Below are 23,172 nucleotides of genomic sequence, written 5' to 3' on the forward strand. Positions count from 1 at the left end.
TCGCTCAGTCGAAGGCGACCCAGCCGGCGTCGGTTTCGGCGGATTGCACGCAGCGCGCCACCCACTTCACGCCCAGCGCGCCGGCCTGCACGTCCGGGTACCAGAAGTCGGCCAGGAAGGCTGCGTCGCGCCGATCGGTGGCGTCCATCGCCAGCGCGAAGCGGCGGTAGAGATTCGACCAGGCTTCAAACAGCCCCTCCGCATGGCCGCCGCCGATGCGATCGTCCGCCAGCGCCGACGCGGCGAGATACGGCATGCCGCGCTCCAGGATCCGCACCGGCTCGCCCTGCACTTCGAAGCGCAGCTGATTGGGTTGTTCATCCCACCACTCCAGGCTGGCCTTTTCACCGACAATGCGCACCTTTTGGCCGTGCATCGAACCGCAGTTGACCGCCGAAGCCCACACGGAGCCGACGGCGCCGTTGTGATACTCCATCAGCACATAGGCATTGTCTTCCAACGGCGCGCGCGACGGCACAAAGCTTTGCCGGCTGCAGATCAGCCGCCGGATCTTCAACTGCGGCGCCATGGTTTCCGCCAGGAACAGCGTGTGGGTTGCCAGATCGCCCAGCACATAGCTGGGGCCGACAAAGCGCGGATCGACCCGCCAGCGAGTGCTGGGATTATCCTGCTCCACCGGCGCGGCGTGAAAGCCGTGGGCGAACTGCATATTCACCAGCCGAATTTCCCCCAGCCGGCCATCGGCAATCATCTGCCGGGCCTGCAAAATCATCTGGTGCCCGGCATAGCCGTAGGTCACGCCGATGACTTTGCGCTGCCGCTCGCACAGCGCCGCCAGCGCCTGCGCCTCTTCGACGCTGAAACACAGCGGCTTCTCGCATACCACGTGCAATCCCGCCTCCAGCGCCGCCCGGCAAATGGCGTAATGGGTGTTGTTCGGCGTGGCGATCGAGACCGCTTCGATGCCGTCCGCCCGCGCGGCTTCGGCGCGGAACATCTCGGCATAATCCGCATAACAGCGCTCCGCCGCCACGCCCAGACTCCGGCCAAAATCACGCCCGCGTTCGGCGTCAATGTCGAACGCGCCGGCCAACAGAGTAAACGCGCCGTCGCGCAAGGCCGCTGAACGGTGGATGTAACCGATCTGGCTGGTGCCACCGCCGCCGACCATGCCCCAGCGCAACGATCTCGCCAAAGGTTTGCTGCCGTTGATCATCGTGTTTCTCCTGATTAAAAGCCGAGGCCGCGCAAGTAGCGCAAGCTGGCGGCGACGTCCTGCAGGCTGCCCTGCACATTGCGCGGATCGCGCTCCTGCTCGATAGTGATCCAGCCCCGATATCCGCGCTCGGCCAACAGCGCACGCAGCTGCGGATAATCGATCGCCCCGCTGCCCAACGGGCACATGACGCCCTCGGCGCAGGCGGTGAAAAAATCGACGCCGCGCGCCAGCACCTCGCGGAACACCTGCGGATCGACGTCTTTGAAGTGCAGGTAATCAAGACGATCAAAGTGCTTGCTCAGCCAGGCAGCCGGGTCCAGCCCGGCGTAATACAGATGGCCGGTATCCAGGCACAATCCGGCGGTGTGATGCGGAATGTCCGCCGCCAACCGGTCGATTTCGTCGGCGAACTCGATGCAGCCGCCGGCGTGCGGATGCACCACCGGCCGCACACCGTATTCCCGCCAGGCCAGTTCGCTGATGCGCGTAATGTGCCCGATCATCCTCTGCCACTCCGCCTGCGACAAACGCGGCGCTAAATCTGAACGCCCGGCGAACCTGGCGCGTTGCGGATTGCCGAAATCGATAATCACCAAGAACGGCGGCGCGGCGCGATCGCCCTCGGTCGGCTCCGCCCTGGGCGCCCGCGAGAGGTTGCGGCATATCCGATGAGTCAGGGCCAGCAGGCGCTCAATGTTCGCCTCGCTGACCAGATCGTCAAAAATCGTGCCGGCCACCAGCGACAGGCGATGCTGCTCCAGCGCGGCACACAGCGCCTCGCTCTGCGTCGGCAGATAGCCCCACGGCCCCAGCTCTATGCTGCGGTAGCCGGCCGCCGACGCTTCTTGCAGAACCGTGGCATAGGGCGGCAAATGGGGGTTGTTCGGATCATCCACGCCCCAACTGCAGGGCGCATTGGCGATAGGCAAAGTCATGGCGACGGCTCCTTTTTTGCGGGGAATGCCGGCAGTATCAAACAAAAATTCCAAAACCACCAATAATGAAAATTTTATTTTTTGATAGAGATCGCGCTATTTTTGATAAATTATTTGATATTTTTCAATCAAATTCAGGCAGCGCCTGGCTGCGCCCTGACCTCGGCAAACACCACTCAGCGGCCGTCAGAGGTTTTCTTTGGTGATCACATCGAAGCGATTAATGATGTGGCGTAATCCCGGTTGTTCATCGGCGGCGAGTAACGTCTCGACGATCGTGGCGGCCAATTCGGGAATGCGGTGGCACAGCAGCAGATCCACCGTGCCGTCGAGCAGCGCCATTTCACCGCCCTGCACCGGGCCGTGGCACACCAGCGTGATGTCGCGCTGCCGGCCGCTCTCTCGCAACGCCTGAATAATGCCCTCCACACCGCCGCTCGGCGCGTAAAGCGCCGCCAGTTCCGGGTGGTTCGCCAGCAGTTCACGCGTAACCCGGCGCGCCGTTTCCGCGTCCTCAAGGCTGCGCACCGGTTCCAGCACACGCTGGCCGCTCATCTGCTCACGCAGGTAGGAGCGAAAACCGATCTCGCAGGCTTCCTGGCAAGTAAAACGGTTGTCGCCGATGATCACGCCGACGTCGCCCTGACGCCGGCACAGACGATCCACCGCCCAGCCGGCTGTGCGGCCCGCTTTTTGATTATCCAGACCGATGTAGCCGGCGCGGCTGGGCACCGATAAATCCGACAGCAGCGCGAAAACGTTGATGCCCGCCTGGGCGGCTTCTTCTACGGCATAGTGGATCAGGGGGTGATCCAGCGCCAGCACGCCGATCGCTTCCACCTGGCGGCTCAATTGGCTAATGGCGGCGGCGGTGTCGCCGATGGCATTGAGAGAGTGGAAGATGAACTGCGGCGGCTGACCCGGCTCATGATACGGCGCCGCTTGCGCCATCAGTTCATCAGCCAGTTGCGCATAGAAAGAGTGTTCGCGCCGCAGCAGGATAAACCCCATTTTCAGGCGGCGCTCCGGCCTGCCCAGCACCGCCGACAGGCAGTGGGACTTCTCCAACGCGAACCCCAACTTTTTCGCCGCCTCAATCACCCGGCGCTGGGTGGCGGGCCGCACCGACGCGCGTTGGTTGATCACCCGATCGACGGTGGCGATGCCGACCCGCGCCTCTCTGGCGATGGCCGCCATGGTGGTTTTCTTGCCGCTCATGTTCATCTCCATCAACGATTTGATGGAAAAATATCATAGCCGTTGCCGCCCCTGATGTGACGCCGTTCGCGATTAACGGTAGACGGAGAACTTCTTGGTGAGCGGCTTAAGCTGCTCGGTGTCACCGTAGAGCGCCACCGCCACGAAATCCAGCTGCTCGTAGGGGGTATTGGCGGTGTCGGCGATCTGCTGCTCGGCGGAGTGCGACAGCATGGTGGTGGTGAAGAAGTTGGACAGCACGCCCTCCTCCTTGCATTTGAGGATCAGGTTGCTGAGCTGGCTGCTGTTTTTAGCCTGAAGGATGACGATCGGGTAGTGGCTCATGTTGGCGCTGACGCCGTCGAGGCTGCTCGGATAGTGGTGAAACTCACGCTGTTCGATCAGATCGGTGATGCCCGCCGTCAGATGGCAGGAGGCGTTAAACAGCGTGGCCGGTTCGTGGTTGCGGTTGAGGATGATGTAGAATTTTTTCTCGTTGTCGCTGTACATACTCTTCTCCTTGAATAGACAGCCCTTTTTACCCAAGCCAAGGGCGGTTTTCAAGGCGAGATAAGGGCCGCGTCCGGCCCCGTGATAACGTTTCAGCCTCAGATCCCGCCTTCGCCCGGGCCCTGCGGCTGCGCCACCTGATGCAGCACGGTGATGTTCTGCAAAAGCGTGCCGCCGTCGATCGGTTTCATCTGGCCGTCGCGGTCTTTATAGTGCGTCGGCTTGGCGCCATGGAAGAACAGCCCGGCGTTGACCTGTACGCCCAAATAGCCTGCGCTGGCCGGCAGGCGCTGCACGTCGGTCCAGGGGTTGGAAACCGGCACATACTGGAAGCCTTCGCTCGTCTTGGCGTACAGCGGGCGCAGCAGCGTGACAAAGGCCATCATCGGCGACAGCGCTTCTTTAAAGATCTGCACCGGCCGATCGACCGTCATCAAGAAACCCTGCGGCTGTTCCTCAACCGTGTCGAGGCTCAGGCTGCTGCTGATATCGTCACCCCGGCCGCCATAGCTCCATTCAATGGCCGGCGCCCCACTCTCGTTCATCATCTCTGACATACACTGCTCCTTATAAAATGAATTCAACACGCCTGCTGCGTGCCGGAACAGTAAACCGCTGCGGGGGGACCCGCGTCCACGCCGGGCGGCACGCTGGCGAACCAAACAACGAGGCGCGCAAAATAAAGCTCGAAATGAACAGTTTCCCCACGTGATAGCGCAGCATTTGAACGGCCTTTGCTGTAGCGCAGAGGCATAGTGATGGCGTTGCCGCCACCGGAGAGTGTTATGACCGCGATTAAACCGGACGCCATCGACCGCGTTCTCCCCGCCGCCACGCCCTGGCTGGCCGTCATCAACGTGCTGTTCGCCGGCATCGCGGCGGCGCTGCATGTGGGTAAGGCCACTATCGCGTTGCCGGCGCTGCAGGCCGAGTTTGGCCGTTCACTGGAGACGCTAAGCTGGGTCATTTCGGCCTTTCCTTTCGTCGGGGTGTTCGGCGGCATCGCCGCCGGACTGCTGGTGCGCCGCTGGGGCGATCGGCGCCTGCTGGCGCTCGGGCTGCTGATCATCAGCGCCGCCAGCTTCGCCGGCACCACGCTGCACGACTTCAGCGGGTTGATTGTCAGCCGCTTTGTCGAAGGCCTCGGCTTCGTGATCGTGGTGGTCGCCTCGCCGGCGGTGCTGAACCGCATCGTCGCCCCGGCGCAGCGCAACCTGGTGTTCGGCATCTGGAGCACCTTCATGCCGGCGGGCATCGCCATTTCACTGTTTTTCGGCCCCCATCTCGCCGGTTGGCAACAGAGTTGGCAGGCCGGTGCGGCGTTGACGCTGCTGGCCGCCCTGCTGCTGCCGTTGACCACGTCCCGCCGCGCCGCCGAGGCGCACGTTCCGCCGGCGCCGCTGCGGCAAGCGCTGGGCGCGATGCTGCGGGCGCGCCAGCCGCTGTTGCTGGCGCTGATGTTCACTGCTTACAACCTGCAGTTTTTCTCGGTGATGACCTTTTTGCCGATCTTTCTGATGCAGCGCATCGGCCTGTCGCTCGCGGCCGCCGGCGGCATCAGCGCGGCGGCGGTGGCGGCCAACATCATCGGCAACCTCGCCGCCGGCGTGCTGCTGTCGCGCGGGCTGCCCGCCAGAACGCTGCTCGCCGCCACCAGCCTGTTGATCGGGGTCTTCGGCGTCGGCATTTTCCTGCCGATGACGCCCAACGGCCTGCTGATCCCGCTGTGCTTCCTGTTCTGCGCCATCGCCGGCATGCTGCCCGCCACCATTCTGGCCGCCACGCCGGCGGCGACGCCGGAACCGACGCTGCTGCCGCTGAGCCTCGGGCTGGTGATGCAGGGAAACTACCTCGGCCAGGTGATCGGCCCGGTCGCGCTGAGCGCCATCGTGGCCGCGGCCGGCTGGGCGGCCCCGGCGTGGCTGGTGCTCGCGGCGGCGGTGTCAGGAGCCGTATTGGCGCTGGCGGCTACGCTTCCGTCAGGAAATCGATGAATTTCCGCACCTTCAGCGGGACAAAGCGCGCATAAGGGTAAAGCAGGATGAAGGGGCGCGAGGCGCCGGCATAATCTTTCAAAACCTCGACCAGCGCCCCGTTGCTCAACTCTTGTTCGACGGTAAAGCGATACACCTGCATCAGTCCGGCACCGCTTTTCACCAGCGTCAGCGTAGCGAGGTAATCTTCCTGGCAAAGCCAGCGTCCGGCAGTGTCCACTTTGCTATTTTCGCCCTGAATCTTAAACGTCCAGGCGGTTTTTCTGCCGGTGCTGGGCAACGCATACTGAATGCAATCGTGCCGGGCCAGATCCGCCGGCGTGAGCGGCGCAGGATGACGCTGCAAATAGCCCGGCGTCGCCACCACGATCAGTTCAGCCTCCTCCAATCGCCGCGATACCAGGCCGGAATCGTTCAGCTCGCTGCCGCGAATGGCGACGTCGAATTTATCTTCGGAGAAATCGATATTCTGATTGCTGACGTGCAGATTCAGCTTGAGATCGGGATAGCGATGCGCAAACTCGGGCAAACGCGGCAACAGCCTAAAATGCGCGTACAGCGTCGGCGCGCTGATGCTGAGCGTCCCCACCGGTTTGTCCCGTTCGCCGGAAATTCTCGCCTCGGCCTCCATCAGCTGGCTCAGCGCCCGGCGACATTCCAGGTAATAACGCTGTCCGGCATCCGTGACGCGCATCTGGCGTGTGGTGCGGATAAACAGCTTCGCCTGCAATCGCGTCTCCAGGCGCGCGACCGAGCGGCTGACCGCCGCAGGGGTTATCCCGGCGGCATTGGCCGCTGCGGTGAAACTGCCGGTTTCTACCGTCAGGCAAAACAGCTCGATACTGCCCACCTGAACGTCGTCAAAATGGCGTTGCATGTCTCTCCCCCGCCAATTCATTACATCAGGTATAAATTAAAATTCTTTCCCTCTCATTTTTCGACCATCAGGTATGGATTACCGTTCACCTAAGATCAATCACTATCCTGTCGAGGAGAGAAAATGAGCAAAGTAAACACGGTCATCGTCACGGGCGCATCGAGCGGCTTGGGCTTCGCCATCGCGCAAGCCTACCTGGCGCGCGGCTATCAGGTTGTCGCAAACGCCCGTTCGCTTGAACGGCTGCAGGCGGCGGCGGACAAACTCGGTCGCCCGGCCAATCTGCTGCTGGCGCCGGGAGACATCGCGCTGCCGGAAACCGCCGAGCGGTTGTTCAGCCTGGCGATACAGGCTTTTGGTCAGGTAGATATTCTCATCAATAACGCCGGCATATTTATCGCCAAGCCGATCGCCGACTATACGCCGGAGGAGGTCGACGCGATGGTGGCAACCAATCTGAAAGGCTTCTTCTACCCGGCGCAGGCCGCCGCCCGGCATATGCAGCAACGCGGCGCCGGCCACATCGTCGCCATCACCGCGTCGATCGCCATGCAGCCCAACAGCAAAGTACCCGCCTTGCTGCCGGTGCTGATCAAAGGCGGCCTGAATCAGGCCGTGCGCGAACTGGCATTGGAGTTAGCGCCGCACAACGTGATGGTCAACGCCGTGGCGCCCGGCATCATCGCCACACCTATGCATCAAAATGATGAACAGAGTCTGGCGCAGATGCGGCAACTGGCGCCAACCGGCCGCGTCGGCCAGCCGCAGGACATCGTCGATGCGGTGCTGTATCTGACCGACGCCAATTTCGTTACCGGCGCGGCGCTCGCGGTTGACGGCGGCGCCACCGCCGGGGTCTGGTGAAACCGGGGGAAAACGCCATGCCATACGTCAACATTAAAGTGACCGACGAAGGGGTCAGCGCCGCGCAAAAGCGCATGCTGATCGAGGGAGTCACCACGCTGCTGGAGCGGGTGCTGAATAAGCCACGCCACACCACTTTCGTGGTGATTGACGAGGTGGCCACCGACAACTGGGGCGTCGGCGGAGAGAGCGTCACCGCCCTGCGCGCCAAAGAACGAGGCGAATAACGGATGATTGATGCTGTGAGTCTCGTGTCGTAGGGTACAGCCGCTCATTATCGTTATCGGGCCTGCATGATGAGACCAAGCACGCTTAGCGCGAAGGATAAGGCCAGTGATGATCCAGGCCCGACAATGACAAGGCGCCGGTCGCAACAAGATAAATCAGCAGACCGGCGAAAGCGATCAGCAATGCCTTTTCGATAACGGCAAGTCGTTTGTGTTCAGTCATTTGCATACTCCTTCGAGATATCGGGCGAACGGCCGCCCTCCTAAAAACTAGGAAAGCCTGGCGCAGGCGGCAAGTGCGGCTCACAAAATGAAACACAATCTATAAATTTATTTAATTATTTAGCCCTCTTTCTTTTCTCTCGCCGCCGCCTGTTCACCGTGCGGCGCCCGCCTTGCCCTTAATAACCCTATGGAATACGCCACTAAAAATCCCCTACCGGTTAAGCAAAGGTAATGATAGTGTTGTTTTCATTCAGTTCATCTATGCTGAAAATTCATCTTTTGAGGGACGACTATGATGTCTAAAGGCATTTCCAAGGGATTCTTTATTCTGATCCTGTTCATCGTTACCGCCGCCTTTCTCGACGTGCTGGGGCCTTATTACTCCTCGGTGCTGTGGGCGGTTATTCTGGCGGTGATTTTCCATCCGGTGAAAAAGAAGTTGAAGCAGTACGTCGGCGAACGCAACGGCGTGGTGTCGCTGCTAACGGTGGCGCTGATCTGCCTAATCGTGTTCACGCCGTTGGCGATCATCGCCTCGTCGCTGGCGATGGAATTCAACGTGATCTACACCAAGCTGCAGACCAACAACAGCCAATTGCCGACCATGCTGGCGGACTTTATGCGCCACCTGCCCGGCTGGGCGCAGCGCTTCCTGGCGGAGCATAACCTCAACAGCGCCGCCGAGATCCAAAAGCAGCTTTCCGAGGTGGCGCTCAAGGGCGGGCAATATCTGGCGGGCAGCGTGTTCCTGATCGGCAAGGGCACCTTCAACTTCGTCGTCGGTTTCGGCGTGATGCTCTACCTGCTGTTCTTCCTGCTGAAAGACGGCCCCTATCTGGTGAACCTGGCGCTCGAAGCGCTGCCGCTCTCCCAGCACGTGAAACACCACCTGTTCGTGAAGTTCGCCGCCGTTTCCCGCGCCACCGTCAAGGGCACGGTGGTGGTCGCCGTGGTGCAAGGCGCGCTCGGCGGGCTGGCGTTTTACTTTACCGGCATCGACGGCAGCCTGCTGTGGGGCGCGCTGATGGCGTTCCTGTCGATCATCCCGGCCGTGGGCTCCGCCATCATCTGGGTGCCGGCGGTGATCTACTTCTTCGCCACCGGCATGCTGTGGAAAGCCATTTTCCTGGTAGTGTTCTTCGTGGTGGTGATCGGCCTAGTGGACAACATCCTGCGCCCGCTGCTGGTGGGCAAAGACACCAAAATGCCGGACTACCTGATCCTGATCTCCACCCTGGGCGGCATGGAGATTTACGGCATCAACGGCTTCGTCATCGGCCCCTTGATCGCCGCGCTGTTCATCGCCTGCTGGAACATTCTGTCCGGCCGCGACAGCGAGGAGAACATCGAAGAGATCGACGAAGAGTTTATCGAGGAAGGCAAGAACCATCCCGACGCGGTGGAGTAAACCTCCCGCAGCGAATCACGCAGGGGCCCGTTTGGGCCCCTTTTTTGTCTGTGGTATCCTTGCCAGGCTCACAAGGAAGAACGGATTTCGTTATGCTTATTTTTTACGCCATGCTGGCCATCGCCTTCACTCTGCTGTGCCTGTTAGCCTTTCTCTATTGTGCCTATCAGTTGACGAAGCACGGCGACGTCAGGTTTTTGGCCTCGCTTTCGGTGCTGCTCTTCGCACTGCTGGCCTTCTATGCCGCTTACGGCTACGTCAGCACCTGGCTGCAACAGCAGGCGGTCGATGTCCGGCTGTATTAGCGCAGCGGGATAAAAAATACCTGCTCCGGATCGCCGTCATCGAGATTGTCAATCTGGCCGCTGGCGACAAATCCGGCGTCCAGCAGCAGCCGCTGCATCGACAGGTTGGAACGATTGGTGGAAGTGAACAGCTTCGGGTGTCGGCAATGGGACTTCAATGCCGTAATCAACGCCTGCCCGACGCCCCGGCGGCGATAGCGCTCGCCGACCATCAGCATCTCGATAAAACCGCAGCCGAAGAAGTGATAGTGCAGTACGCCATAGCCCATCACCACGTCCTGTTCCTTGGCAAGATAGCACTCCCCCTGCCCGCACCAGGCCCGGATCTGCGCCGCGCGCTGCGGTTCGTGTTCGGCGACGCTGTCGAGGGCGATCAGAGCTGCGACATCGCTGTCAGTGGCCTGGCGAACAAACATGTTTTAATCCTCATGCTGATGGATACGGCGACACCGCTTCAACGAAACGGCAACCGAAGCGGGATAACTTTTACATCCCCGCCGAATTTTGTAATCCTATTATAGAGTTACTAAAACACACGCCAAGGAAGGAAAGCTTTTCCCGATGAGAATACCGCAAATCTCCGCCGCCCTGCTGTTTACCCTGCTGCTGGCGGGCTGCCAGTTCCACAAGACCGTGTTCCCGCCGCCGTATATCGGCGCCCCGCAGGAGATCAGCACCTACGAAGTGAAAGGGCTGACGTTCGTCACCACCGTCACCTTCAGCGGCCTGTTCGCCGAAGATCTGGTGCGCGAATACGCACAGAAACATCACTATCGCTACTATGTGGTCACGATGCGCAGCAACGGTTTTAAAGATCGGAGCGAGCGCGTGAGCGCGATGATGTATCGGTAAGAGCCCCAGCTCAGATTTGGCAAACCTGCATCAGGGCACAGTTTCAAACCCCCACTTCACTCGATGCCGTTGCAGGTATGCTCTGTTCTTTTCAGACAACCCGCTAATATTGGCGTCCAACGGGATCCTCAGCTCACATAGCAAACCGCTCATCGTCCGTGAATACAGCAAACGTCCGTCATCGGCAAAACTGATCATGCCACGATCGAACAGCTTGTCCAGATTGGGGATTAACGGCAAACCATTGTGCGGATCCACTTTTTCTTCTGGGGTCGCAATCGACCAGGCAACGATGTGAGAGGCAATGAGAATGGACGGCTCCGCAATCCCCGTGACGGCGCACCGGTTTCCCCACCGCTTAAACATTTTATCGCGATAGGGACCATGCCCAATCCGCGCCTGAATCACCCTTTCTTGCTCACCACCGACCTCTCTGGTGATTTCGACGGTATCCGCATGGAAGTTGATAGAGAGATTTTCCGAGAGAAAACCGGCGATCAACGCGGCTGCCGGCGCGGGGATCTCGCACATATAGTTTTCGGTGCATCCGCCTTTCTTATTAAAAACGCGCGGAAGGCAAGCCTGGTTGTGCATGCGTGTGAACGCTTGATTAAAAAGGGAAACATCAATAGGTAGTTCAAGACGCGTCAGTGCCAAATCGACTTGGGTACCCGCAATATGCGGCGGTCCCGCGACCCGATGCTCAGGCCGCGGTGCAGAGTAAGCATCGCGTACCGCTGTCGCCACGCCGATGATCTTCCTACCCTTGTGGCAAAAAATCAGGTCACCCTCTTTGACTTTTTTGACCGTTTCCCACCCGGCAGGTTTAAACATGTTCCCAGTCTTATTTATTCCATATTGCGGCGCCCACAGGAATTCGCCCTTAAAAACTTCCGCGACGCTGCCACCAATATTGACCCAGAAAAAACGCATGGCCACTCTTTTATAATCAGGATTTTTAAGGGTTATCGTCACCATTCATCAAGGGCTTTAGTGATTCTCACCAATTAACGCAGGATGACGGCAATAAAAAATCCCGGCCTTGACCGGGATAGCGTTGCACGGAAACAGCGTTGTTTATTCACTGCGGGCGAAATTCCAACGCGCTGCTTTTGACCGCTTCGTAAACCGCGGCCGTTGGCGGCTTAGGCAGACGCGCATTGGTGATTGCCTTGATCGCGGCCTGGCAAAGTTCCGGTTCCCCTTGCTCAGCCCGAATGCTGATCAGCATACCGTCCGGCGCCAGCTTGATGCTCAATGTGCAACGCTTGCCTGAGTAGGCTTCGGCATCTTTCAAATGGCTTTGAATCGCGGCCTGCAACTGGGCGATATAGTGTTCTTTCTCTTTTCCCGGCGCCGACGTCTTTGGGCCGCCAAGGTTGGTGAAAATATCGTCAACCTCTTTATTTACCGGATCGGTTTGGCTGGGGGCCGTGCTCTTGGCGCACCCCGTTAATGCCAGCGCGGTCATCGCCGCCAATACTGTGGCAACGCCGGTTTTATAGCCTGAATGCGTTATTTTCATATCCCTGTCCTTATGGATAATTATCAGTAGTGAAATCAGTTGACGCTGGGCCACGCAAAGAGCTCCGGCCAATACGTTATACAGGATCAATATACACTGCTAGTGACATTAAAACTTTCGCCAGGGGCTGTGCAGTCCGTCATTACAACAGCAGTGACGCACCGATTTTCGACAGAATAACGTATGAATAGACAGCGATGGCATACACGTTTTCGCTCATCCTTTGTAAGCACTGCACATAAATTTCAACACGGTCTTTTGGCTCACAATGCTGAGATAAACCGGATCGCTGGATGCCATGTTCACGAACACCCAGCTGGTAACGCCGTCAACGGTTCTGGCAAAGCTCAATGTATCAATGCCCTGAACGTCGTCCCGGTCGACAAAACGGAATACGGCGCTGTTAATGGTGACGGTTTGCGATGCGCCATTCATCATGGCCGTGATTTGGGTTCCTGCTTGCGTATTGCATTCCAAACGCACCAAGGGTGAAGGCGCTTGCGCGACTGGGTTTGATTCGGCGTACTTCGCTTTCGCCCTGGCCATTCGCTCATCGGTAGTTTGCGTGGTGCACCCGCCAATAAATAAAGACAAAATCAAAACAGAAATGGTTTTCTTGGTCATTTAAACTATCTTTTCACTGGATAATAATATTACTGATTGTAACAAAGAAGGCTCCCGAGAGCTCCTTTTCTACTCAAACGCCAAACACACTGATACACGCTTAACAATAGCGGCGCGATCATTGAACAGTTCGCTTCCCATGCCTTTAACAGCCAGATCAGCCGCTTCTAATCGATTGCCACAACAACGGTTTCTGCATACTTTTCCTTTTGGCGGTCAATTTCTTTGGTTCTGCCATACCGATCGCCGTTTTCTCGGCGTCAAGCAGCTATAATCCAAAAAGTGGAGTTTTTTGAAAACGATAAGGAGGGAGTATGTACAAAACTATTTTGGTTCCCGTGGATATTACCGAGCCGGAATTAACACAGCAGGTCATCCCGCATGTCAACGCGCTCGCCAGGCTCGAAGACTCCCACGTCCATTTCCTGGCGGTGATCCCGTCGCGCGCCACCTATGCCGCTTTCGGCTTTGCCGCCACGGCGGCGATAGAAACCAAAGACGAAATCATTGCGGTAGCAACCGAGGGGCTGGCAAAAGCGGCCAAAGAATTCAGCGTGCCTGAAGATAGAGTGACCACGCACGTTGCCGTCGGCGATCCCAAAGATCAAATCCTGGAGCTCGCCGATGCGCTCAACGCGGAGATTATCGTGATGGGTTCCAACCGCCCTTCTGCCATCACTTATCTCCTCGGCTCCAATGCCACCGCCGTCGTCCGTCACGCCAATTGCCCGGTGCTGGTCGTGCGTGAATCAGCTAACGCCGCGCAGTGAGCCTGTCCGACACCTCACTCATATTTGAACAGTAAAAAAACGGGAGCCCTAAGGCTCCCGTTCTCATTCTAACGCCAAACACCCTTACATGTGTTTAACGATGGCGTCGCCAAACTCTGAACATTTCAGCAGCTTAGCGCCTTCCATCAGGCGTTCGAAGTCATAGGTCACGGTCTTGGCGGCGATAGCGCCTTCCATGCCTTTAACGATCAGGTCAGCCGCTTCGAACCAGCCCATGTGGCGCAGCATCATCTCTGCGGACAGGATGATGGAGCCTGGGTTCACTTTGTCCTGGCCGGCGTACTTCGGCGCGGTGCCGTGAGTCGCTTCGAACAGCGCGCAGTCGGAGCCGATGTTGGCGCCCGGCGCAATGCCGATGCCGCCTACCTGGGCCGCCAGGGCGTCGGAGATGTAGTCGCCGTTCAGGTTCATACAGGCGATCACGTCGTATTCCGCCGGGCGCAGCAGGATCTGCTGCAGGAAGGCGTCGGCGATCACGTCTTTAACCACGATCTCTTTGCCGGTGTTCGGGTTCTTGATCTTCAGCCATGGGCCACCGTCGATCAGCTCGCCGCCGAACTCTTCGCGCGCCAGCTCATAGCCCCAATCCTTGAAGGCACCTTCGGTGAACTTCATGATGTTGCCTTTGTGAACCAGAGTCACGGAGTCGCGGTCGTTGGTGATGGCGTATTCGATCGCCGCGCGCACCAGACGCTTGGTCCCTTCTTCGGAGCATGGCTTCACGCCGATACCGCACTGCTCTGGGAAGCGGATTTTCTTCACGCCCATTTCGTCGCGCAGGAATTTGATCACTTTGTCCGCTTCGGCGGAGCCGGCTTTCCACTCGATACCGGCGTAGATGTCTTCGGCGTTTTCGCGGAAGATCACCATGTCGGTCAGCTCAGGCTGTTTCACCGGGCTTGGGGTGCCCTGGTAGTAACGCACCGGGCGCAGGCACACGTACAGGTCCAGCTGCTGGCGCAGGGCCACGTTCAGAGAACGGATGCCGCCGCCGACCGGGGTGGTCAGGGGGCCTTTGATGGCGACGCGGTAGTCGCGGATCAGGTCCAGAGTTTCGTCCGGCAGCCACACGTCTTTACCGTAAACGTGGGTAGATTTTTCGCCGGTGTAGATTTCCATCCAGGAGATTTTACGTTCGCCGTGGTAAGCCTTTTTAACGGCCGCATCAACCACGTGGATCATGGCAGGAGTCACGTCAACGCCGATGCCGTCGCCTTCGATGAACGGGATGATCGGGTTATGAGGAACAACCAGTTTACCCTGGGCGTCAACCGTGATTTTTTTACCTTCTGCCGGAACAACTACTTTGCTTTCCATCAACCTCTCCTTCAAGCGCAATTTTGTTAATGCTTTGTAAGATGCGTGTAGATACTACTTGAATATTCGGTCCGCGCCAATCCGAAACGGATTCGGTTATAATGCGCTTATCATCCGTAATCTCAACCGTTATGAAAAAATTCTCTGTTAGAAATCACAACGTTAAACGATTCAGCAAGCCGAATGCCGCCAAACCCGCCGCGCCGAAGGGGCCGCGCCGCATTGTGTTATTCAACAAGCCCTTCGACGTGCTACCGCAGTTCACCGACGAAGCCGGCCGCGCCACGCTGAAAGAATACATCCCCTTTCCCGACGTTTACGCCGCCGGGCGCCTGGATCGCGACAGCGAAGGGCTGCTGGTGCTGACCAACGACGGCCAGCTGCAGGCGCAGCTCACCCAGCCGGGCAAGCGCACCGGCAAAATCTATTATGTGCAGGTCGAGGGCGCGCCGCAGGAGAGCGATCTGGCGCCGCTGCGCAGCGGCGTCACGCTGAAAGACGGCCCGACGCTGCCCGCCGGTGTTGAGTTGGTGGCCGAGCCGCAGTGGCTGTGGCCGCGCAACCCGCCGATCCGCGAGCGTAAATCCATCCCCACCAGTTGGCTGAAAATCACCCTGTATGAAGGGCGAAACCGCCAGGTGCGTCGCATGACGGCGCATATCGGGTTCCCTACCCTGCGCCTGATTCGCTACAGTATGGGTAATCTTTCGCTGGGTTCACTGCAGCCCGGTGAATGGAAAACCATCGATTCCCTGTAGACCGATAACTGATGGAGGCGCCATGAAATCTACTCCGATCGCGCTGCTGCTCGCCGCTCTGGCGGCCCCGTTCGCCGCCCCGGCCGCCAGCTTCGACTGCGCCAAGGCGGCAGGCAGCGATGAACGCACCATCTGCGCCAACCGCACGCTGAACGATCTGGACGTGCAAATGGCCACCAAGTACCAATTCCTGCGCGGCCTGTTCGCCATGGGTGCGCGCGGCGCGATGCAGGACAGCCAGCAGGCCTGGCTGGCCAAACGCCAGCGGTGCGGCGGCGACACCGCCTGCCTGCTGCAAAGTTACCGCACCCGCATCGCCGAGCTGGACGACATCTACCGGCGCATCGACAAACCGCTGTAAGGAGACCGCATGTTCAAACCGCACGTCACCGTAGCCTGCGTGGTGCACGCCGCCGGCAAATTTTTGGTCGTCGAAGAGACCATCAACGGCAAAGCGCTGTGGAATCAGCCGGCCGGCCACCTGGAGGCCGACGAGACGCTGGTGCAGGCCGCCGAGCGCGAGCTGTGGGAAGAGACCGGCATCCGCGCCACGCCGCAGGCGTTCCTGCGCCTGCACCAGTGGATCGCGCCGGATCGCACGCCGTTCCTGCGTTTCTGCTTCGTCATCGAGCTGGAACAGCCGCTGCCGACCGAGCCGCATGACAGCGACATCGATCGCTGCCTGTGGTTGAGCGCCGACGAGATTTTGCAGGCGCCCAACCTGCGTTCCGCGCTGGTGGCCGAGAGCATTCGCAGCTATCAGCAGCCGGAGCGTTACCCGCTGTCGCTAGTCGGCAGCTTCGCCTGGCCACATTGAGGGCGCCGGGCAGCACAAGATGAACAGTGCGCCGGCGCGGGCAACGTGGTAAAATCCTGCGCTTGTTTTTATCAGCACGGTTCGTGTTCAAGTTCGTGAGATCCCCATGTCAGACAACAGCCAGAAAAAAGTAATCGTCGGTATGTCCGGCGGCGTCGACTCTTCCGTTACCGCCTATCTGTTACAGCAACAGGGCTATCAGGTCGCTGGGCTGTTCATGAAAAACTGGGAAGAAGACGACGACGAAGAGTACTGCTCCGCCGCGACCGATCTGGCCGACGCGCAAGCGGTCTGCGACAAGCTGGGCATCGAACTGCACACGGTGAACTTTGCGGCGGAATACTGGGACAACGTGTTTGAGCTGTTCCTGGAAGAGTACAAGGCCGGCCGCACGCCGAACCCGGACATCCTGTGCAACAAAGAGATCAAATTCAAAGCCTTCCTGGAGTTCGCCGCCGAAGATCTGGGGGCCGATTTCATCGCCACCGGCCACTACGTGCGCCGCCAGGACGTGGACGGCAAAAGCCGCCTGCTGCGCGGCGTCGACGGCAACAAAGATCAGAGCTACTTCCTCTACACCCTGAGCCACGAGCAGGTGGCGCAGAGCCTGTTCCCGGTCGGGGAGCTGGAGAAGCCGGAGGTGCGCCGCATCGCCGAGCAACTGGAGCTGGTCACCGCCAAGAAGAAAGACTCCACCGGCATCTGCTTCATCGGCGAACGCAAGTTCCGCGACTTCCTCGGCCGCTACCTGCCGGCGCAGCCGGGCCCGATCGTCAGCGTCGACGGCCAGACCGTCGGCGAACACCAGGGTCTGATGTATCACACCCTGGGCCAGCGCAAAGGGCTGGGCATCGGCGGCCTGAAAGACAGCAGCGAAGATCCGTGGTACGTGGTGGATAAAGACGTGGCCAACAACGTGCTGGTGGTTGCGCAGGGGCACGATCACCCGCGTCTGATGTCCGTCGGCCTGATCGCGCAGCAGCTGCACTGGGTGGATCGTCTGCCGCTGACCGGCCCGTTCCGCTGTACGGTGAAGACCCGCTATCGCCAGCAGGACATCCCTTGCACCGTGACCCCGCTCGACGACGAACGCATCGAAGTGCGTTTCGACGAGCCGGTCTCCGCCGTCACCCCCGGTCAGTCGGCGGTGTTCTACCAGGGCGAAATCTGCCTCGGCGGCGGCATCATCGAACAGCGCCTGGCGTAATTCGCCTGCCGCCCAAGAAAATGCTGCGTTTACCGCAGCGTTTTTTTATTCAAAATTCCACCTGCGCGCCCAGCTCGATCACCCGATTCGGCGGGATTTCGAACAGATCCGGCGCCCGCAGCGCGTTGCGCTGCAATAGCTGGAACACCTTGCCGCGCACGCGCAGATACCAGGGCCGCTTGCCCAGCACCAGCGTATCGCGCGACATGAAGAACGAGGTCTCGTTCATGGTGAAACTCATCCCCTCCAGCCCGCAGCGATAAAGGATATCCGTCACGTTGGGCGTCTCGCGCCAGCCGTAGCTCGCCACCACCCGCCAAAAGCTCGCCGACAGCTGTTCGATCGCCACCCGCTGCACATTGTGCACGTACGGCATGTCGGTGGTGACGATGGTCAGCAGCACCACGCGCTCGTGCAGCACCTTGTTGTGCTTCAGGTTATGCAACAGCACCAGCGGCACCGCATGCGGCGTGCGCTCCATAAACACCGCGGTGCCCGGCACCCGCTTCGGCGGCGCCTTCTCCAGCGATTCGATCAGCGCGCTCAGCCCTTCCTGGTTGTCGCGCAACCGGCGGATCAGGCGCGAACGCTCGGTCTTCCAGGTCAGCATGATCAGCAGAATCGTCAGCCCAAGCGCCACCGGCAGCCAGCCGCCGGTCGCCAGCTTGATCAGGTTGGCGCCGAACAGCGGCACGTCGATGCACAGCATGACCAGCAGCATCAACCCGCCCAGCGCGCGCGGCCAGCCCCAGTTTTTCACCGCCACGATGCTCAGCAAAATCGACGACAGCAGCATGGTGCCGGTCACCACGATGCCGTAAGCCGACGCCAGGTTGCTGGAGTGTTTGAAACTGATAATCACGATCAGCACCGCCGCGAACAGCAGCCAGTTCACCACCGGAATGTAGATCTGCCCGGACTCCTGATCGGAGGTATAGATGATGCGCATCGGCGGCAGGTAGCCCAGCCGCACCGCCTGCCGCGTCAGCGAGAACACGCCGGAGATCACCGCCTGCGAGGCGATCACCGTCGCCAGCGTGGCGATCACCAGCAGCGGGATCAGCGCCCAGGTCGGCGCCAGCAGGAAGAACGGGTTGTTGATCGCCGCCGGATTGGCCAGCAGCAGCGCCCCCTGGCCGAAGTAATTCAACACCAGCGCCGGCGCCACCAGCGTAAACCACGCCAGACGGATCGGCTTTTTACCGAAGTGGCCCATATCGGCGTACAACGCTTCTGCGCCGGTGACCGACAGCACCACCATGCCCAGCGCAAAGAATGACACCGCCTTGTATTCGAGGAAGAAATTCACCGCCCAGTAAGGGTTCAGCGCCCGCAGCACGCCGGGGTGATGCAGAATGCCGCCGATGCCCAGCAGCGCCAGCGTCAGGAACCAGATAACCATCGCCGGGGCAAACAGTTTGCCGACGCTGCCGGTGCCGCGTTTTTGGATCGCGAACAACGCGGTCAGCACCAGCAGCGACAGCGGCACGATAAAGCTGTCCAGCTCGGGGGCGATAATCTGCAGCCCCTCGATGGCCGAGAGCACCGAAATGGCCGGGGTGATCACCCCGTCGCCGTAAAAGAAGCTGCCTCCCACCAGCCCGATCAGCACCGCCGCCGGCACCCAGCGCGCATCCAGCTTGCGGATCGCCAGCGACATCAGCGTCAGAATGCCTCCCTCGCCGTCGTTGTCGGCGCGCATCACAAAACAAATGTATTTAATGGACACCACCAGCGTCAGCAGCCAGAAAATCAGCGACAAAAAGCCGTAAATCGAGGCCGGCGTCAGGGTGATGCCCTCCTCCGCCGTCAGGCATTCGCGCAGGGTATACAGCGGGCTGGTGCCGATATCGCCGTACACCACGCCGATGGCCGCCAGCGTCACCGCCGGCAGCGGCTGCTTGTTTTTTACGTGCATATAAAGGTCTTTATTGAAGGGTTCACGTTGGCAGTATAGATGCAGCCGCCGCACTTTATTTGCCGCCGCAACAATAAGTTCGCGCCGCCGCGCCGGCGATTTTCGCCGCCTTATTGCGCAGTTCTGCGCCGCACGGCGCCTCCGCCTCGTCACAGACGTATTAGACGCTGGGTTTACCCTCGATTTTGTGGCATGATCCGCGGCATTCGTTGTCATCGTTGTTACAGCCACGCCCGAGCGTTACCGTTCGCGGCCGCCGCCGTTGCCCCTGCGATACACACAACCTTATGCAGTAAGCCATGTACCGTTCACCGCGTTTACAGGAGTCATCGTGGCGAAGAATTATTATGACATCACGCTGGCCATGGCGGGCATCAGCCAGTCGGCGCGTTTGGTTCAGCAGTTGGCCCATGAAGGGCAATGCGACCGCGAAGCGTTTCAGACCTCGCTGAAAAGCCTGCTGCAAATGGATCCGCCCTCCACGCTGGCGGTGTTCGGCGGCGAAGAACGCAATTTGATGGTCGGCCTCGAAACCCTGATGGGCGTGCTGAATGCCAACAACAAAGGGCCGGGCGCGGAACTGACCCGCTACACCATCAGCCTGATGGTGCTGGAGCGCAAGCTCAACGCCAACAAACAGGCGATGAACACGCTCGGCGAACGCCTCGGCCAGCTTGAGCGCCAGTTGGCGCACTTCGATCTTGAGTCAGACACCATCATCAGCGCGCTGGCCGGCATTTACGTCGACGTGGTCAGCCCGCTCGGGCCGCGCATTCAGGTGACCGGCTCGCCGGCGATCTTGCAGAATCCGCAGGTGCAGGCCAAGGTGCGCGCCACGCTGCTGGCCGGCATTCGCGCCGCCGTGCTGTGGCAACAGGTCGGCGGCAGCCGCCTGCAGTTAATGTTTTCCCGTAATCGTCTGTTCAAGCAGGCGCAAAATATCGTTGCTCATTGTTAATCGATCCCAGGAGTTGCTACCGATGGAATTATCCTCACTGACCGCCCTTTCCCCCGTTGATGGACGCTACGGTGATAAAGTCAGCGCACTGCGCCCCATTTTCAGCGAATACGGTCTGCTGAAATTCCGCGTACAGGTTGAAGTACGTTGGCTGCAAAAACTGGCCGCCTGCGCAGAAATCAAGGAAGTTCCCGCTTTTGACGCCGACGCAAACGCTTTCCTCGACAAAATCGTCGCGGAATTCAATGAAGAAGACGCACAGCGCATCAAAACCATCGAACGCACCACCAACCACGACGTGAAAGCGGTCGAGTATTTCCTGAAGGAAAAAGTGGCGGCGGTGCCTGCGCTGCACGCGGTGTCCGAGTTCATCCACTTCGCCTGCACCTCCGAAGACATCAACAACCTGTCGCATGCGCTGATGCTGCAAAGCGCCCGTCAGGACGTGGTGTTGCCTTACTGGCGCAAGATCATCGACGCGCTGAAAGGGCTGGCGCAGGAATACCGCGATATCCCGCTGCTGTCGCGCACCCACGGCCAGCCGGCAACCCCATCGACCGTCGGCAAAGAGTTCGCCAACGTGGCTTACCGCATGGAGCGCCAGTACCGCCAGCTGGAGCGCGTGGAGATCATGGGTAAAATCAACGGCGCGGTCGGCAACTACAATGCCCACATCGTCGCTTACCCGGAAGTGGACTGGCATCAGTTCAGCGAAGCGTTTGTGACCTCGCTCGGCATCACCTGGAACCCGTACACCACGCAGATCGAACCACATGACTACATCGCCGAACTGTTCGACTGCGTAGCGCGTTTCAACACCATTCTGATCGACTTCGACCGCGACATCTGGGGCTACATCGCCCTGAACCACTTCAAGCAGAAGACCATCGCCGGCGAAATCGGCTCTTCCACCATGCCGCACAAGGTCAACCCGATCGACTTCGAAAACTCCGAAGGCAACCTGGGCCTGGCCAACGCCGTGCTGGGCCACCTGGCTGGTAAACTGCCGGTTTCCCGCTGGCAGCGCGATCTGACCGACTCCACCGTGCTGCGTAACCTGGGCGTGGGCCTGGGCTATGCGCTGATCGCCTATCAGGCCACCCTGAAGGGTATCAGCAAGCTGGAAGTGAACCAGGCGCACCTGTTGGACGAACTGGATCACAACTGGGAAGTGCTGGCCGAGCCGATCCAGACCGTGATGCGCCGTTACGGCATCGAGAAGCCTTACGAGAAGCTGAAAGAACTGACCCGCGGCAAGCGCGTGGACGCCGCCGGCATGCAGGCGTTCATCGATGGCCTGGCGCTGCCGGAAGAAGAGAAAACCCGTCTGAAGGCGATGACCCCGGCCAACTACATCGGCCGCGCCACTACCCTGGTCGACGAGCTGAAGTAAACGCGTTAGACCCACAACGACAAGGCGGCCCGCGGGCCGCCTTGTTGCTTATTATTCGCCGCGCAACACCTGCAGCCGGGCAATCTGCCGCCCCTGCGCATCGAAGTTGTCCGCACTCAGCCAACGCTCAAACGCCTGCCGCACCGCAGGCCAACGGTCAGCGGTGATGGCGAACCAGTCGGTATCGCGGCTGCGCCCTTTAACGATCACCGCAAAGCGGAAGTTGCCCTCGTAACGGAAGCCAAAGCGCAGCGCGGCCTGGCGCGATGGCGCGTTATGGCTGTCGCACTTCCACTCACAGCGGCGATAGCCCAGCGTGTCGAAGGCGTAACGCAGCAGCAGCGCGATGGCCTCGGTGGCGCTGGAGCGCTGTTTCATCAACGGTGACCAGCTGACGTGGCCGATCTCCAGCACGCCGTTGGCCTCGTCGATGCGCATCAGCGCCACCGTCCCCACCGGCGCGTCGCTGGCGGCATCGAACACCGTCAGATTGACCAGCGTCGGGTTGGCCTGCAGCGTCTCCAGATGCAGCAGCATCGCCGCCGGCGTGTCGGGCCGTTCGATAGACAGATAGGTCCAGTCGCGGCCGTCCGGCGCCAGCTGGAAAGCGTCGTACAGCGCGGCGTAATCCCGCTGCGGCTCGAGCGGCGCCAGCGAGCAGAAACGCCCGCCGAGCGTTGCGCCGCCCGGGCGACGAGCCGGCTGCCAATCCGGCATCGGTTCGCCAATCGGCTGACCATAACGATTCATTGCCATACGCGCCTCCTGCGGTTAACGGGTATAAACGATAAACGAGCTTCTTCTGCCGATTTTGTCGTACAGCGAACGCGCCGGCGCGTTGTACTCCTGAGTCATCCAATAGACCCGATCGCTGCCGCGCGCCTCCGCCAGTCGATACGCCTGTTCGAACAGTTTTTCCGACACTTTATGGCCGCGCGCCTGCGGCGACACATAGAGATCTTCGATATAACAATAGCCCATCGCGCTCCAGGTGGACGGATGGAATACCAGGTTCATCAGCCCCAGCAGCCGGCCGTCGGCATCCTCCGCCACCAGCCCGTACACCTGTTCATCCTGCCCCAACCGTTCGAAGGTGCGTTCGGTCACCTGCGGCGCCACGTCGGCGCGGTAAAAGTCGAGATAGCCCTGCCACAACGCCAGCCATTGCGCTCTGTCGTCGCCATTGATTCTGCGGATGGTCACTTCACGATTTGATGGGTTCATAGCGCCTCACGGGGTTAAGATATTATTTCCATTAGGGAAATAACCGAATAGCGGCAGGATACACCG

General features: G+C 59.8%; 28 protein-coding genes. 13 read left to right on the forward strand and 15 right to left on the reverse strand.

The window, feature by feature from the left end:
• Positions 1 to 4: 4 nt before the first annotated feature.
• From ACMGGK_RS13185 to ACMGGK_RS13205, 5 genes are all read right to left on the reverse strand, one after another.
• Complete coding sequence (locus ACMGGK_RS13185; RefSeq protein WP_049300635.1) at positions 5 to 1,177, reverse strand: Gfo/Idh/MocA family protein; 1,173 nt, start codon at positions 1,175 to 1,177, stop codon at positions 5 to 7.
• 14 nt (positions 1,178 to 1,191) lie between these two features.
• Positions 1,192 to 2,115, reverse strand: coding sequence for a TIM barrel protein (locus ACMGGK_RS13190; RefSeq protein ID WP_049300636.1), 924 nt, complete (start codon positions 2,113 to 2,115; stop codon positions 1,192 to 1,194).
• Positions 2,116 to 2,301: 186 nt separating this feature from the next.
• On the reverse strand, positions 2,302 to 3,333 hold the full coding sequence (locus ACMGGK_RS13195; protein WP_016928053.1) for a LacI family DNA-binding transcriptional regulator: 1,032 nt from the start codon (positions 3,331 to 3,333) through the stop codon (positions 2,302 to 2,304).
• A 72-nt stretch (positions 3,334 to 3,405) separates the two neighbouring features.
• Positions 3,406 to 3,822, reverse strand: a complete 417-nt coding sequence (locus ACMGGK_RS13200; RefSeq protein ID WP_004941246.1) for a DUF2000 domain-containing protein — start codon at positions 3,820 to 3,822, stop codon at positions 3,406 to 3,408.
• Positions 3,823 to 3,920: 98 nt separating this feature from the next.
• Positions 3,921 to 4,379, reverse strand: coding sequence for a hypothetical protein (locus ACMGGK_RS13205; protein WP_079449331.1), 459 nt, complete (start codon positions 4,377 to 4,379; stop codon positions 3,921 to 3,923).
• 228 nt (positions 4,380 to 4,607) lie between these two features.
• Between ACMGGK_RS13205 and ACMGGK_RS13210 the strand changes: the two genes are divergently transcribed.
• Positions 4,608 to 5,816 carry a CynX/NimT family MFS transporter gene (locus ACMGGK_RS13210; protein ID WP_420276947.1) on the forward strand — a complete coding sequence of 403 codons (1,209 nt, stop codon included), beginning with the start codon at positions 4,608 to 4,610 and terminating at the stop codon, positions 5,814 to 5,816.
• On the opposite strand, the gene ACMGGK_RS13215 is transcribed toward ACMGGK_RS13210, so the two are convergent.
• Positions 5,791 to 6,693 carry a LysR family transcriptional regulator gene (locus ACMGGK_RS13215; protein WP_033640587.1) on the reverse strand — a complete coding sequence of 301 codons (903 nt, stop codon included), beginning with the start codon at positions 6,691 to 6,693 and terminating at the stop codon, positions 5,791 to 5,793. The genes ACMGGK_RS13210 and ACMGGK_RS13215 overlap by 26 nt on opposite strands.
• Before the next feature lie 123 nt (positions 6,694 to 6,816).
• On the opposite strand from ACMGGK_RS13215, the gene ACMGGK_RS13220 reads away from it, so the two are divergent.
• Together ACMGGK_RS13220 and ACMGGK_RS13225 are read left to right on the forward strand one after the other, a co-directional pair.
• Complete coding sequence (locus tag ACMGGK_RS13220; protein WP_151254706.1) at positions 6,817 to 7,557, forward strand: SDR family NAD(P)-dependent oxidoreductase; 741 nt, start codon at positions 6,817 to 6,819, stop codon at positions 7,555 to 7,557.
• A gap of 17 nt (positions 7,558 to 7,574) precedes the next feature.
• Positions 7,575 to 7,784, forward strand: coding sequence for a tautomerase family protein (locus ACMGGK_RS13225; protein ID WP_049300697.1), 210 nt, complete (start codon positions 7,575 to 7,577; stop codon positions 7,782 to 7,784).
• An 85-nt stretch (positions 7,785 to 7,869) separates the two neighbouring features.
• Here ACMGGK_RS13225 and ACMGGK_RS13230 read toward each other — a convergent pair whose 3' ends face one another.
• Positions 7,870 to 8,007, reverse strand: coding sequence for a hypothetical protein (locus ACMGGK_RS13230; RefSeq protein ID WP_016928056.1), 138 nt, complete (start codon positions 8,005 to 8,007; stop codon positions 7,870 to 7,872).
• Between the two features lie 294 nt (positions 8,008 to 8,301).
• On the opposite strand from ACMGGK_RS13230, the gene ACMGGK_RS13235 reads away from it, so the two are divergent.
• Together ACMGGK_RS13235 and ACMGGK_RS13240 are read left to right on the forward strand one after the other, a co-directional pair.
• Positions 8,302 to 9,417, forward strand: a complete 1,116-nt coding sequence (locus ACMGGK_RS13235; RefSeq protein ID WP_033640590.1) for an AI-2E family transporter — start codon at positions 8,302 to 8,304, stop codon at positions 9,415 to 9,417.
• Between the two features lie 92 nt (positions 9,418 to 9,509).
• The gene (locus ACMGGK_RS13240) at positions 9,510 to 9,722 is read left to right on the forward strand and encodes a hypothetical protein (RefSeq protein ID WP_033640592.1); all 213 of its coding nucleotides are present in this window, start codon (positions 9,510 to 9,512) and stop codon (positions 9,720 to 9,722) included.
• Here ACMGGK_RS13240 and ACMGGK_RS13245 read toward each other — a convergent pair.
• Positions 9,719 to 10,138, reverse strand: a complete 420-nt coding sequence (locus ACMGGK_RS13245) for a GNAT family N-acetyltransferase (RefSeq protein ID WP_143778896.1) — start codon at positions 10,136 to 10,138, stop codon at positions 9,719 to 9,721. The genes ACMGGK_RS13240 and ACMGGK_RS13245 overlap by 4 nt on opposite strands.
• A 145-nt stretch (positions 10,139 to 10,283) precedes the next feature.
• Between ACMGGK_RS13245 and ACMGGK_RS13250 the strand changes: the two genes are divergently transcribed.
• Positions 10,284 to 10,574, forward strand: a complete 291-nt coding sequence (locus ACMGGK_RS13250; RefSeq protein ID WP_016928059.1) for a hypothetical protein — start codon at positions 10,284 to 10,286, stop codon at positions 10,572 to 10,574.
• A gap of 30 nt (positions 10,575 to 10,604) precedes the next feature.
• Here ACMGGK_RS13250 and ACMGGK_RS13255 read toward each other — a convergent pair whose 3' ends face one another.
• The 3 genes from ACMGGK_RS13255 to ACMGGK_RS13265 form a co-directional block, all read right to left on the reverse strand.
• Positions 10,605 to 11,552 carry an HNH endonuclease gene (locus ACMGGK_RS13255; RefSeq protein WP_241005497.1) on the reverse strand — a complete coding sequence of 316 codons (948 nt, stop codon included), beginning with the start codon at positions 11,550 to 11,552 and terminating at the stop codon, positions 10,605 to 10,607.
• A 103-nt stretch (positions 11,553 to 11,655) separates the two neighbouring features.
• Complete coding sequence (gene tolA, locus ACMGGK_RS13260) at positions 11,656 to 12,153, reverse strand: cell envelope integrity protein TolA (RefSeq protein ID WP_240429850.1); 498 nt, start codon at positions 12,151 to 12,153, stop codon at positions 11,656 to 11,658.
• A 162-nt stretch (positions 12,154 to 12,315) separates the two neighbouring features.
• Positions 12,316 to 12,723, reverse strand: a complete 408-nt coding sequence (locus ACMGGK_RS13265) for a hypothetical protein (protein ID WP_060445305.1) — start codon at positions 12,721 to 12,723, stop codon at positions 12,316 to 12,318.
• A 314-nt stretch (positions 12,724 to 13,037) separates the two neighbouring features.
• Here ACMGGK_RS13265 and uspF point away from each other — a divergent pair, with 314 nt between their 5' ends.
• Complete coding sequence (gene uspF / locus ACMGGK_RS13270) at positions 13,038 to 13,493, forward strand: universal stress protein UspF (protein WP_016928063.1); 456 nt, start codon at positions 13,038 to 13,040, stop codon at positions 13,491 to 13,493.
• An 84-nt stretch (positions 13,494 to 13,577) separates the two neighbouring features.
• On the opposite strand, the gene icd is transcribed toward uspF, so the two are convergent.
• Complete coding sequence (gene icd, locus ACMGGK_RS13275; protein ID WP_015377612.1) at positions 13,578 to 14,831, reverse strand: NADP-dependent isocitrate dehydrogenase; 1,254 nt, start codon at positions 14,829 to 14,831, stop codon at positions 13,578 to 13,580.
• A gap of 131 nt (positions 14,832 to 14,962) precedes the next feature.
• Between icd and rluE the strand changes: the two genes are divergently transcribed.
• From rluE to mnmA, 4 genes are all read left to right on the forward strand, one after another.
• The gene (gene rluE, locus ACMGGK_RS13280; protein WP_016928064.1) at positions 14,963 to 15,589 is read left to right on the forward strand and encodes a 23S rRNA pseudouridine(2457) synthase RluE; all 627 of its coding nucleotides are present in this window, start codon (positions 14,963 to 14,965) and stop codon (positions 15,587 to 15,589) included.
• 22 nt (positions 15,590 to 15,611) lie between these two features.
• Complete coding sequence (locus tag ACMGGK_RS13285; protein WP_033640599.1) at positions 15,612 to 15,950, forward strand: lysozyme inhibitor LprI family protein; 339 nt, start codon at positions 15,612 to 15,614, stop codon at positions 15,948 to 15,950.
• 9 nt (positions 15,951 to 15,959) lie between these two features.
• Positions 15,960 to 16,406, forward strand: coding sequence for an NUDIX hydrolase (locus ACMGGK_RS13290; protein WP_015377609.1), 447 nt, complete (start codon positions 15,960 to 15,962; stop codon positions 16,404 to 16,406).
• A 106-nt stretch (positions 16,407 to 16,512) separates the two neighbouring features.
• The gene (gene mnmA / locus ACMGGK_RS13295) at positions 16,513 to 17,613 is read left to right on the forward strand and encodes a tRNA 2-thiouridine(34) synthase MnmA (protein WP_016928066.1); all 1,101 of its coding nucleotides are present in this window, start codon (positions 16,513 to 16,515) and stop codon (positions 17,611 to 17,613) included.
• A 49-nt stretch (positions 17,614 to 17,662) separates the two neighbouring features.
• Here mnmA and kup read toward each other — a convergent pair whose 3' ends face one another.
• Positions 17,663 to 19,531: a low affinity potassium transporter Kup gene (gene kup / locus ACMGGK_RS13300; protein WP_016928067.1), complete on the reverse strand. Its 1,869-nt coding sequence runs from the start codon at positions 19,529 to 19,531 to the stop codon at positions 17,663 to 17,665.
• A gap of 331 nt (positions 19,532 to 19,862) precedes the next feature.
• Here kup and hflD point away from each other — a divergent pair, with 331 nt between their 5' ends.
• Positions 19,863 to 20,489 carry a high frequency lysogenization protein HflD gene (gene hflD, locus ACMGGK_RS13305; RefSeq protein WP_016928068.1) on the forward strand — a complete coding sequence of 209 codons (627 nt, stop codon included), beginning with the start codon at positions 19,863 to 19,865 and terminating at the stop codon, positions 20,487 to 20,489.
• A gap of 22 nt (positions 20,490 to 20,511) precedes the next feature.
• Positions 20,512 to 21,882: an adenylosuccinate lyase gene (purB, locus tag ACMGGK_RS13310; RefSeq protein ID WP_143778894.1), complete on the forward strand. Its 1,371-nt coding sequence runs from the start codon at positions 20,512 to 20,514 to the stop codon at positions 21,880 to 21,882.
• A gap of 51 nt (positions 21,883 to 21,933) precedes the next feature.
• On the opposite strand, the gene ACMGGK_RS13315 is transcribed toward purB, so the two are convergent.
• Together ACMGGK_RS13315 and ACMGGK_RS13320 are read right to left on the reverse strand one after the other, a co-directional pair.
• Positions 21,934 to 22,638, reverse strand: coding sequence for a GNAT family N-acetyltransferase (locus ACMGGK_RS13315; protein WP_028128046.1), 705 nt, complete (start codon positions 22,636 to 22,638; stop codon positions 21,934 to 21,936).
• A 15-nt stretch (positions 22,639 to 22,653) separates the two neighbouring features.
• A complete protein-coding gene (locus tag ACMGGK_RS13320; RefSeq protein WP_016928071.1) occupies positions 22,654 to 23,106 on the reverse strand; it encodes a GNAT family N-acetyltransferase in 453 nt (150 codons plus the stop codon).
• Positions 23,107 to 23,172: the final 66 nt, after the last annotated feature.

It is taken from the genome of Serratia sp. BNK-33-b (genome assembly GCF_048684565.1).
Lineage (GTDB): Bacteria > Pseudomonadota > Gammaproteobacteria > Enterobacterales > Enterobacteriaceae > Serratia > Serratia marcescens.

Excerpts from the sequence above, each read along its gene's own strand:
- icd (WP_015377612.1), bottom strand. The coding sequence starts at position 14,831 with ATGGAAAGCAAAGTAGTTGTTCCGGCAGAAGGTAAAAAAATCACGGTT.
- ACMGGK_RS13245 (WP_143778896.1), bottom strand. The coding sequence starts at position 10,138 with ATGTTTGTTCGCCAGGCCACTGACAGCGATGTCGCAGCTCTGATCGCC.
- ACMGGK_RS13320 (WP_016928071.1), bottom strand. The coding sequence starts at position 23,106 with ATGAACCCATCAAATCGTGAAGTGACCATCCGCAGAATCAATGGCGAC.
- ACMGGK_RS13250 (WP_016928059.1), top strand. The coding sequence starts at position 10,284 with ATGAGAATACCGCAAATCTCCGCCGCCCTGCTGTTTACCCTGCTGCTG.
- ACMGGK_RS13190 (WP_049300636.1), bottom strand. The coding sequence starts at position 2,115 with ATGACTTTGCCTATCGCCAATGCGCCCTGCAGTTGGGGCGTGGATGAT.
- ACMGGK_RS13265 (WP_060445305.1), bottom strand. The coding sequence starts at position 12,723 with ATGACCAAGAAAACCATTTCTGTTTTGATTTTGTCTTTATTTATTGGC.
- ACMGGK_RS13210 (WP_420276947.1), top strand. The coding sequence starts at position 4,608 with ATGACCGCGATTAAACCGGACGCCATCGACCGCGTTCTCCCCGCCGCC.
- ACMGGK_RS13225 (WP_049300697.1), top strand. The coding sequence starts at position 7,575 with ATGCCATACGTCAACATTAAAGTGACCGACGAAGGGGTCAGCGCCGCG.
- rluE (WP_016928064.1), top strand. The coding sequence starts at position 14,963 with ATGAAAAAATTCTCTGTTAGAAATCACAACGTTAAACGATTCAGCAAG.
- ACMGGK_RS13195 (WP_016928053.1), bottom strand. The coding sequence starts at position 3,333 with ATGAGCGGCAAGAAAACCACCATGGCGGCCATCGCCAGAGAGGCGCGG.
- ACMGGK_RS13235 (WP_033640590.1), top strand. The coding sequence starts at position 8,302 with ATGATGTCTAAAGGCATTTCCAAGGGATTCTTTATTCTGATCCTGTTC.
- uspF (WP_016928063.1), top strand. The coding sequence starts at position 13,038 with ATGTACAAAACTATTTTGGTTCCCGTGGATATTACCGAGCCGGAATTA.
- ACMGGK_RS13220 (WP_151254706.1), top strand. The coding sequence starts at position 6,817 with ATGAGCAAAGTAAACACGGTCATCGTCACGGGCGCATCGAGCGGCTTG.
- ACMGGK_RS13215 (WP_033640587.1), bottom strand. The coding sequence starts at position 6,693 with ATGCAACGCCATTTTGACGACGTTCAGGTGGGCAGTATCGAGCTGTTT.
- ACMGGK_RS13185 (WP_049300635.1), bottom strand. The coding sequence starts at position 1,177 with ATGATCAACGGCAGCAAACCTTTGGCGAGATCGTTGCGCTGGGGCATG.
- mnmA (WP_016928066.1), top strand. The coding sequence starts at position 16,513 with ATGTCAGACAACAGCCAGAAAAAAGTAATCGTCGGTATGTCCGGCGGC.
- ACMGGK_RS13290 (WP_015377609.1), top strand. The coding sequence starts at position 15,960 with ATGTTCAAACCGCACGTCACCGTAGCCTGCGTGGTGCACGCCGCCGGC.
- ACMGGK_RS13285 (WP_033640599.1), top strand. The coding sequence starts at position 15,612 with ATGAAATCTACTCCGATCGCGCTGCTGCTCGCCGCTCTGGCGGCCCCG.
- ACMGGK_RS13240 (WP_033640592.1), top strand. The coding sequence starts at position 9,510 with ATGCTTATTTTTTACGCCATGCTGGCCATCGCCTTCACTCTGCTGTGC.
- ACMGGK_RS13200 (WP_004941246.1), bottom strand. The coding sequence starts at position 3,822 with ATGTACAGCGACAACGAGAAAAAATTCTACATCATCCTCAACCGCAAC.
- purB (WP_143778894.1), top strand. The coding sequence starts at position 20,512 with ATGGAATTATCCTCACTGACCGCCCTTTCCCCCGTTGATGGACGCTAC.
- ACMGGK_RS13230 (WP_016928056.1), bottom strand. The coding sequence starts at position 8,007 with ATGACTGAACACAAACGACTTGCCGTTATCGAAAAGGCATTGCTGATC.
- ACMGGK_RS13205 (WP_079449331.1), bottom strand. The coding sequence starts at position 4,379 with ATGTCAGAGATGATGAACGAGAGTGGGGCGCCGGCCATTGAATGGAGC.
- ACMGGK_RS13315 (WP_028128046.1), bottom strand. The coding sequence starts at position 22,638 with ATGGCAATGAATCGTTATGGTCAGCCGATTGGCGAACCGATGCCGGAT.
- kup (WP_016928067.1), bottom strand. The coding sequence starts at position 19,531 with ATGCACGTAAAAAACAAGCAGCCGCTGCCGGCGGTGACGCTGGCGGCC.
- ACMGGK_RS13255 (WP_241005497.1), bottom strand. The coding sequence starts at position 11,552 with ATGGTGACGATAACCCTTAAAAATCCTGATTATAAAAGAGTGGCCATG.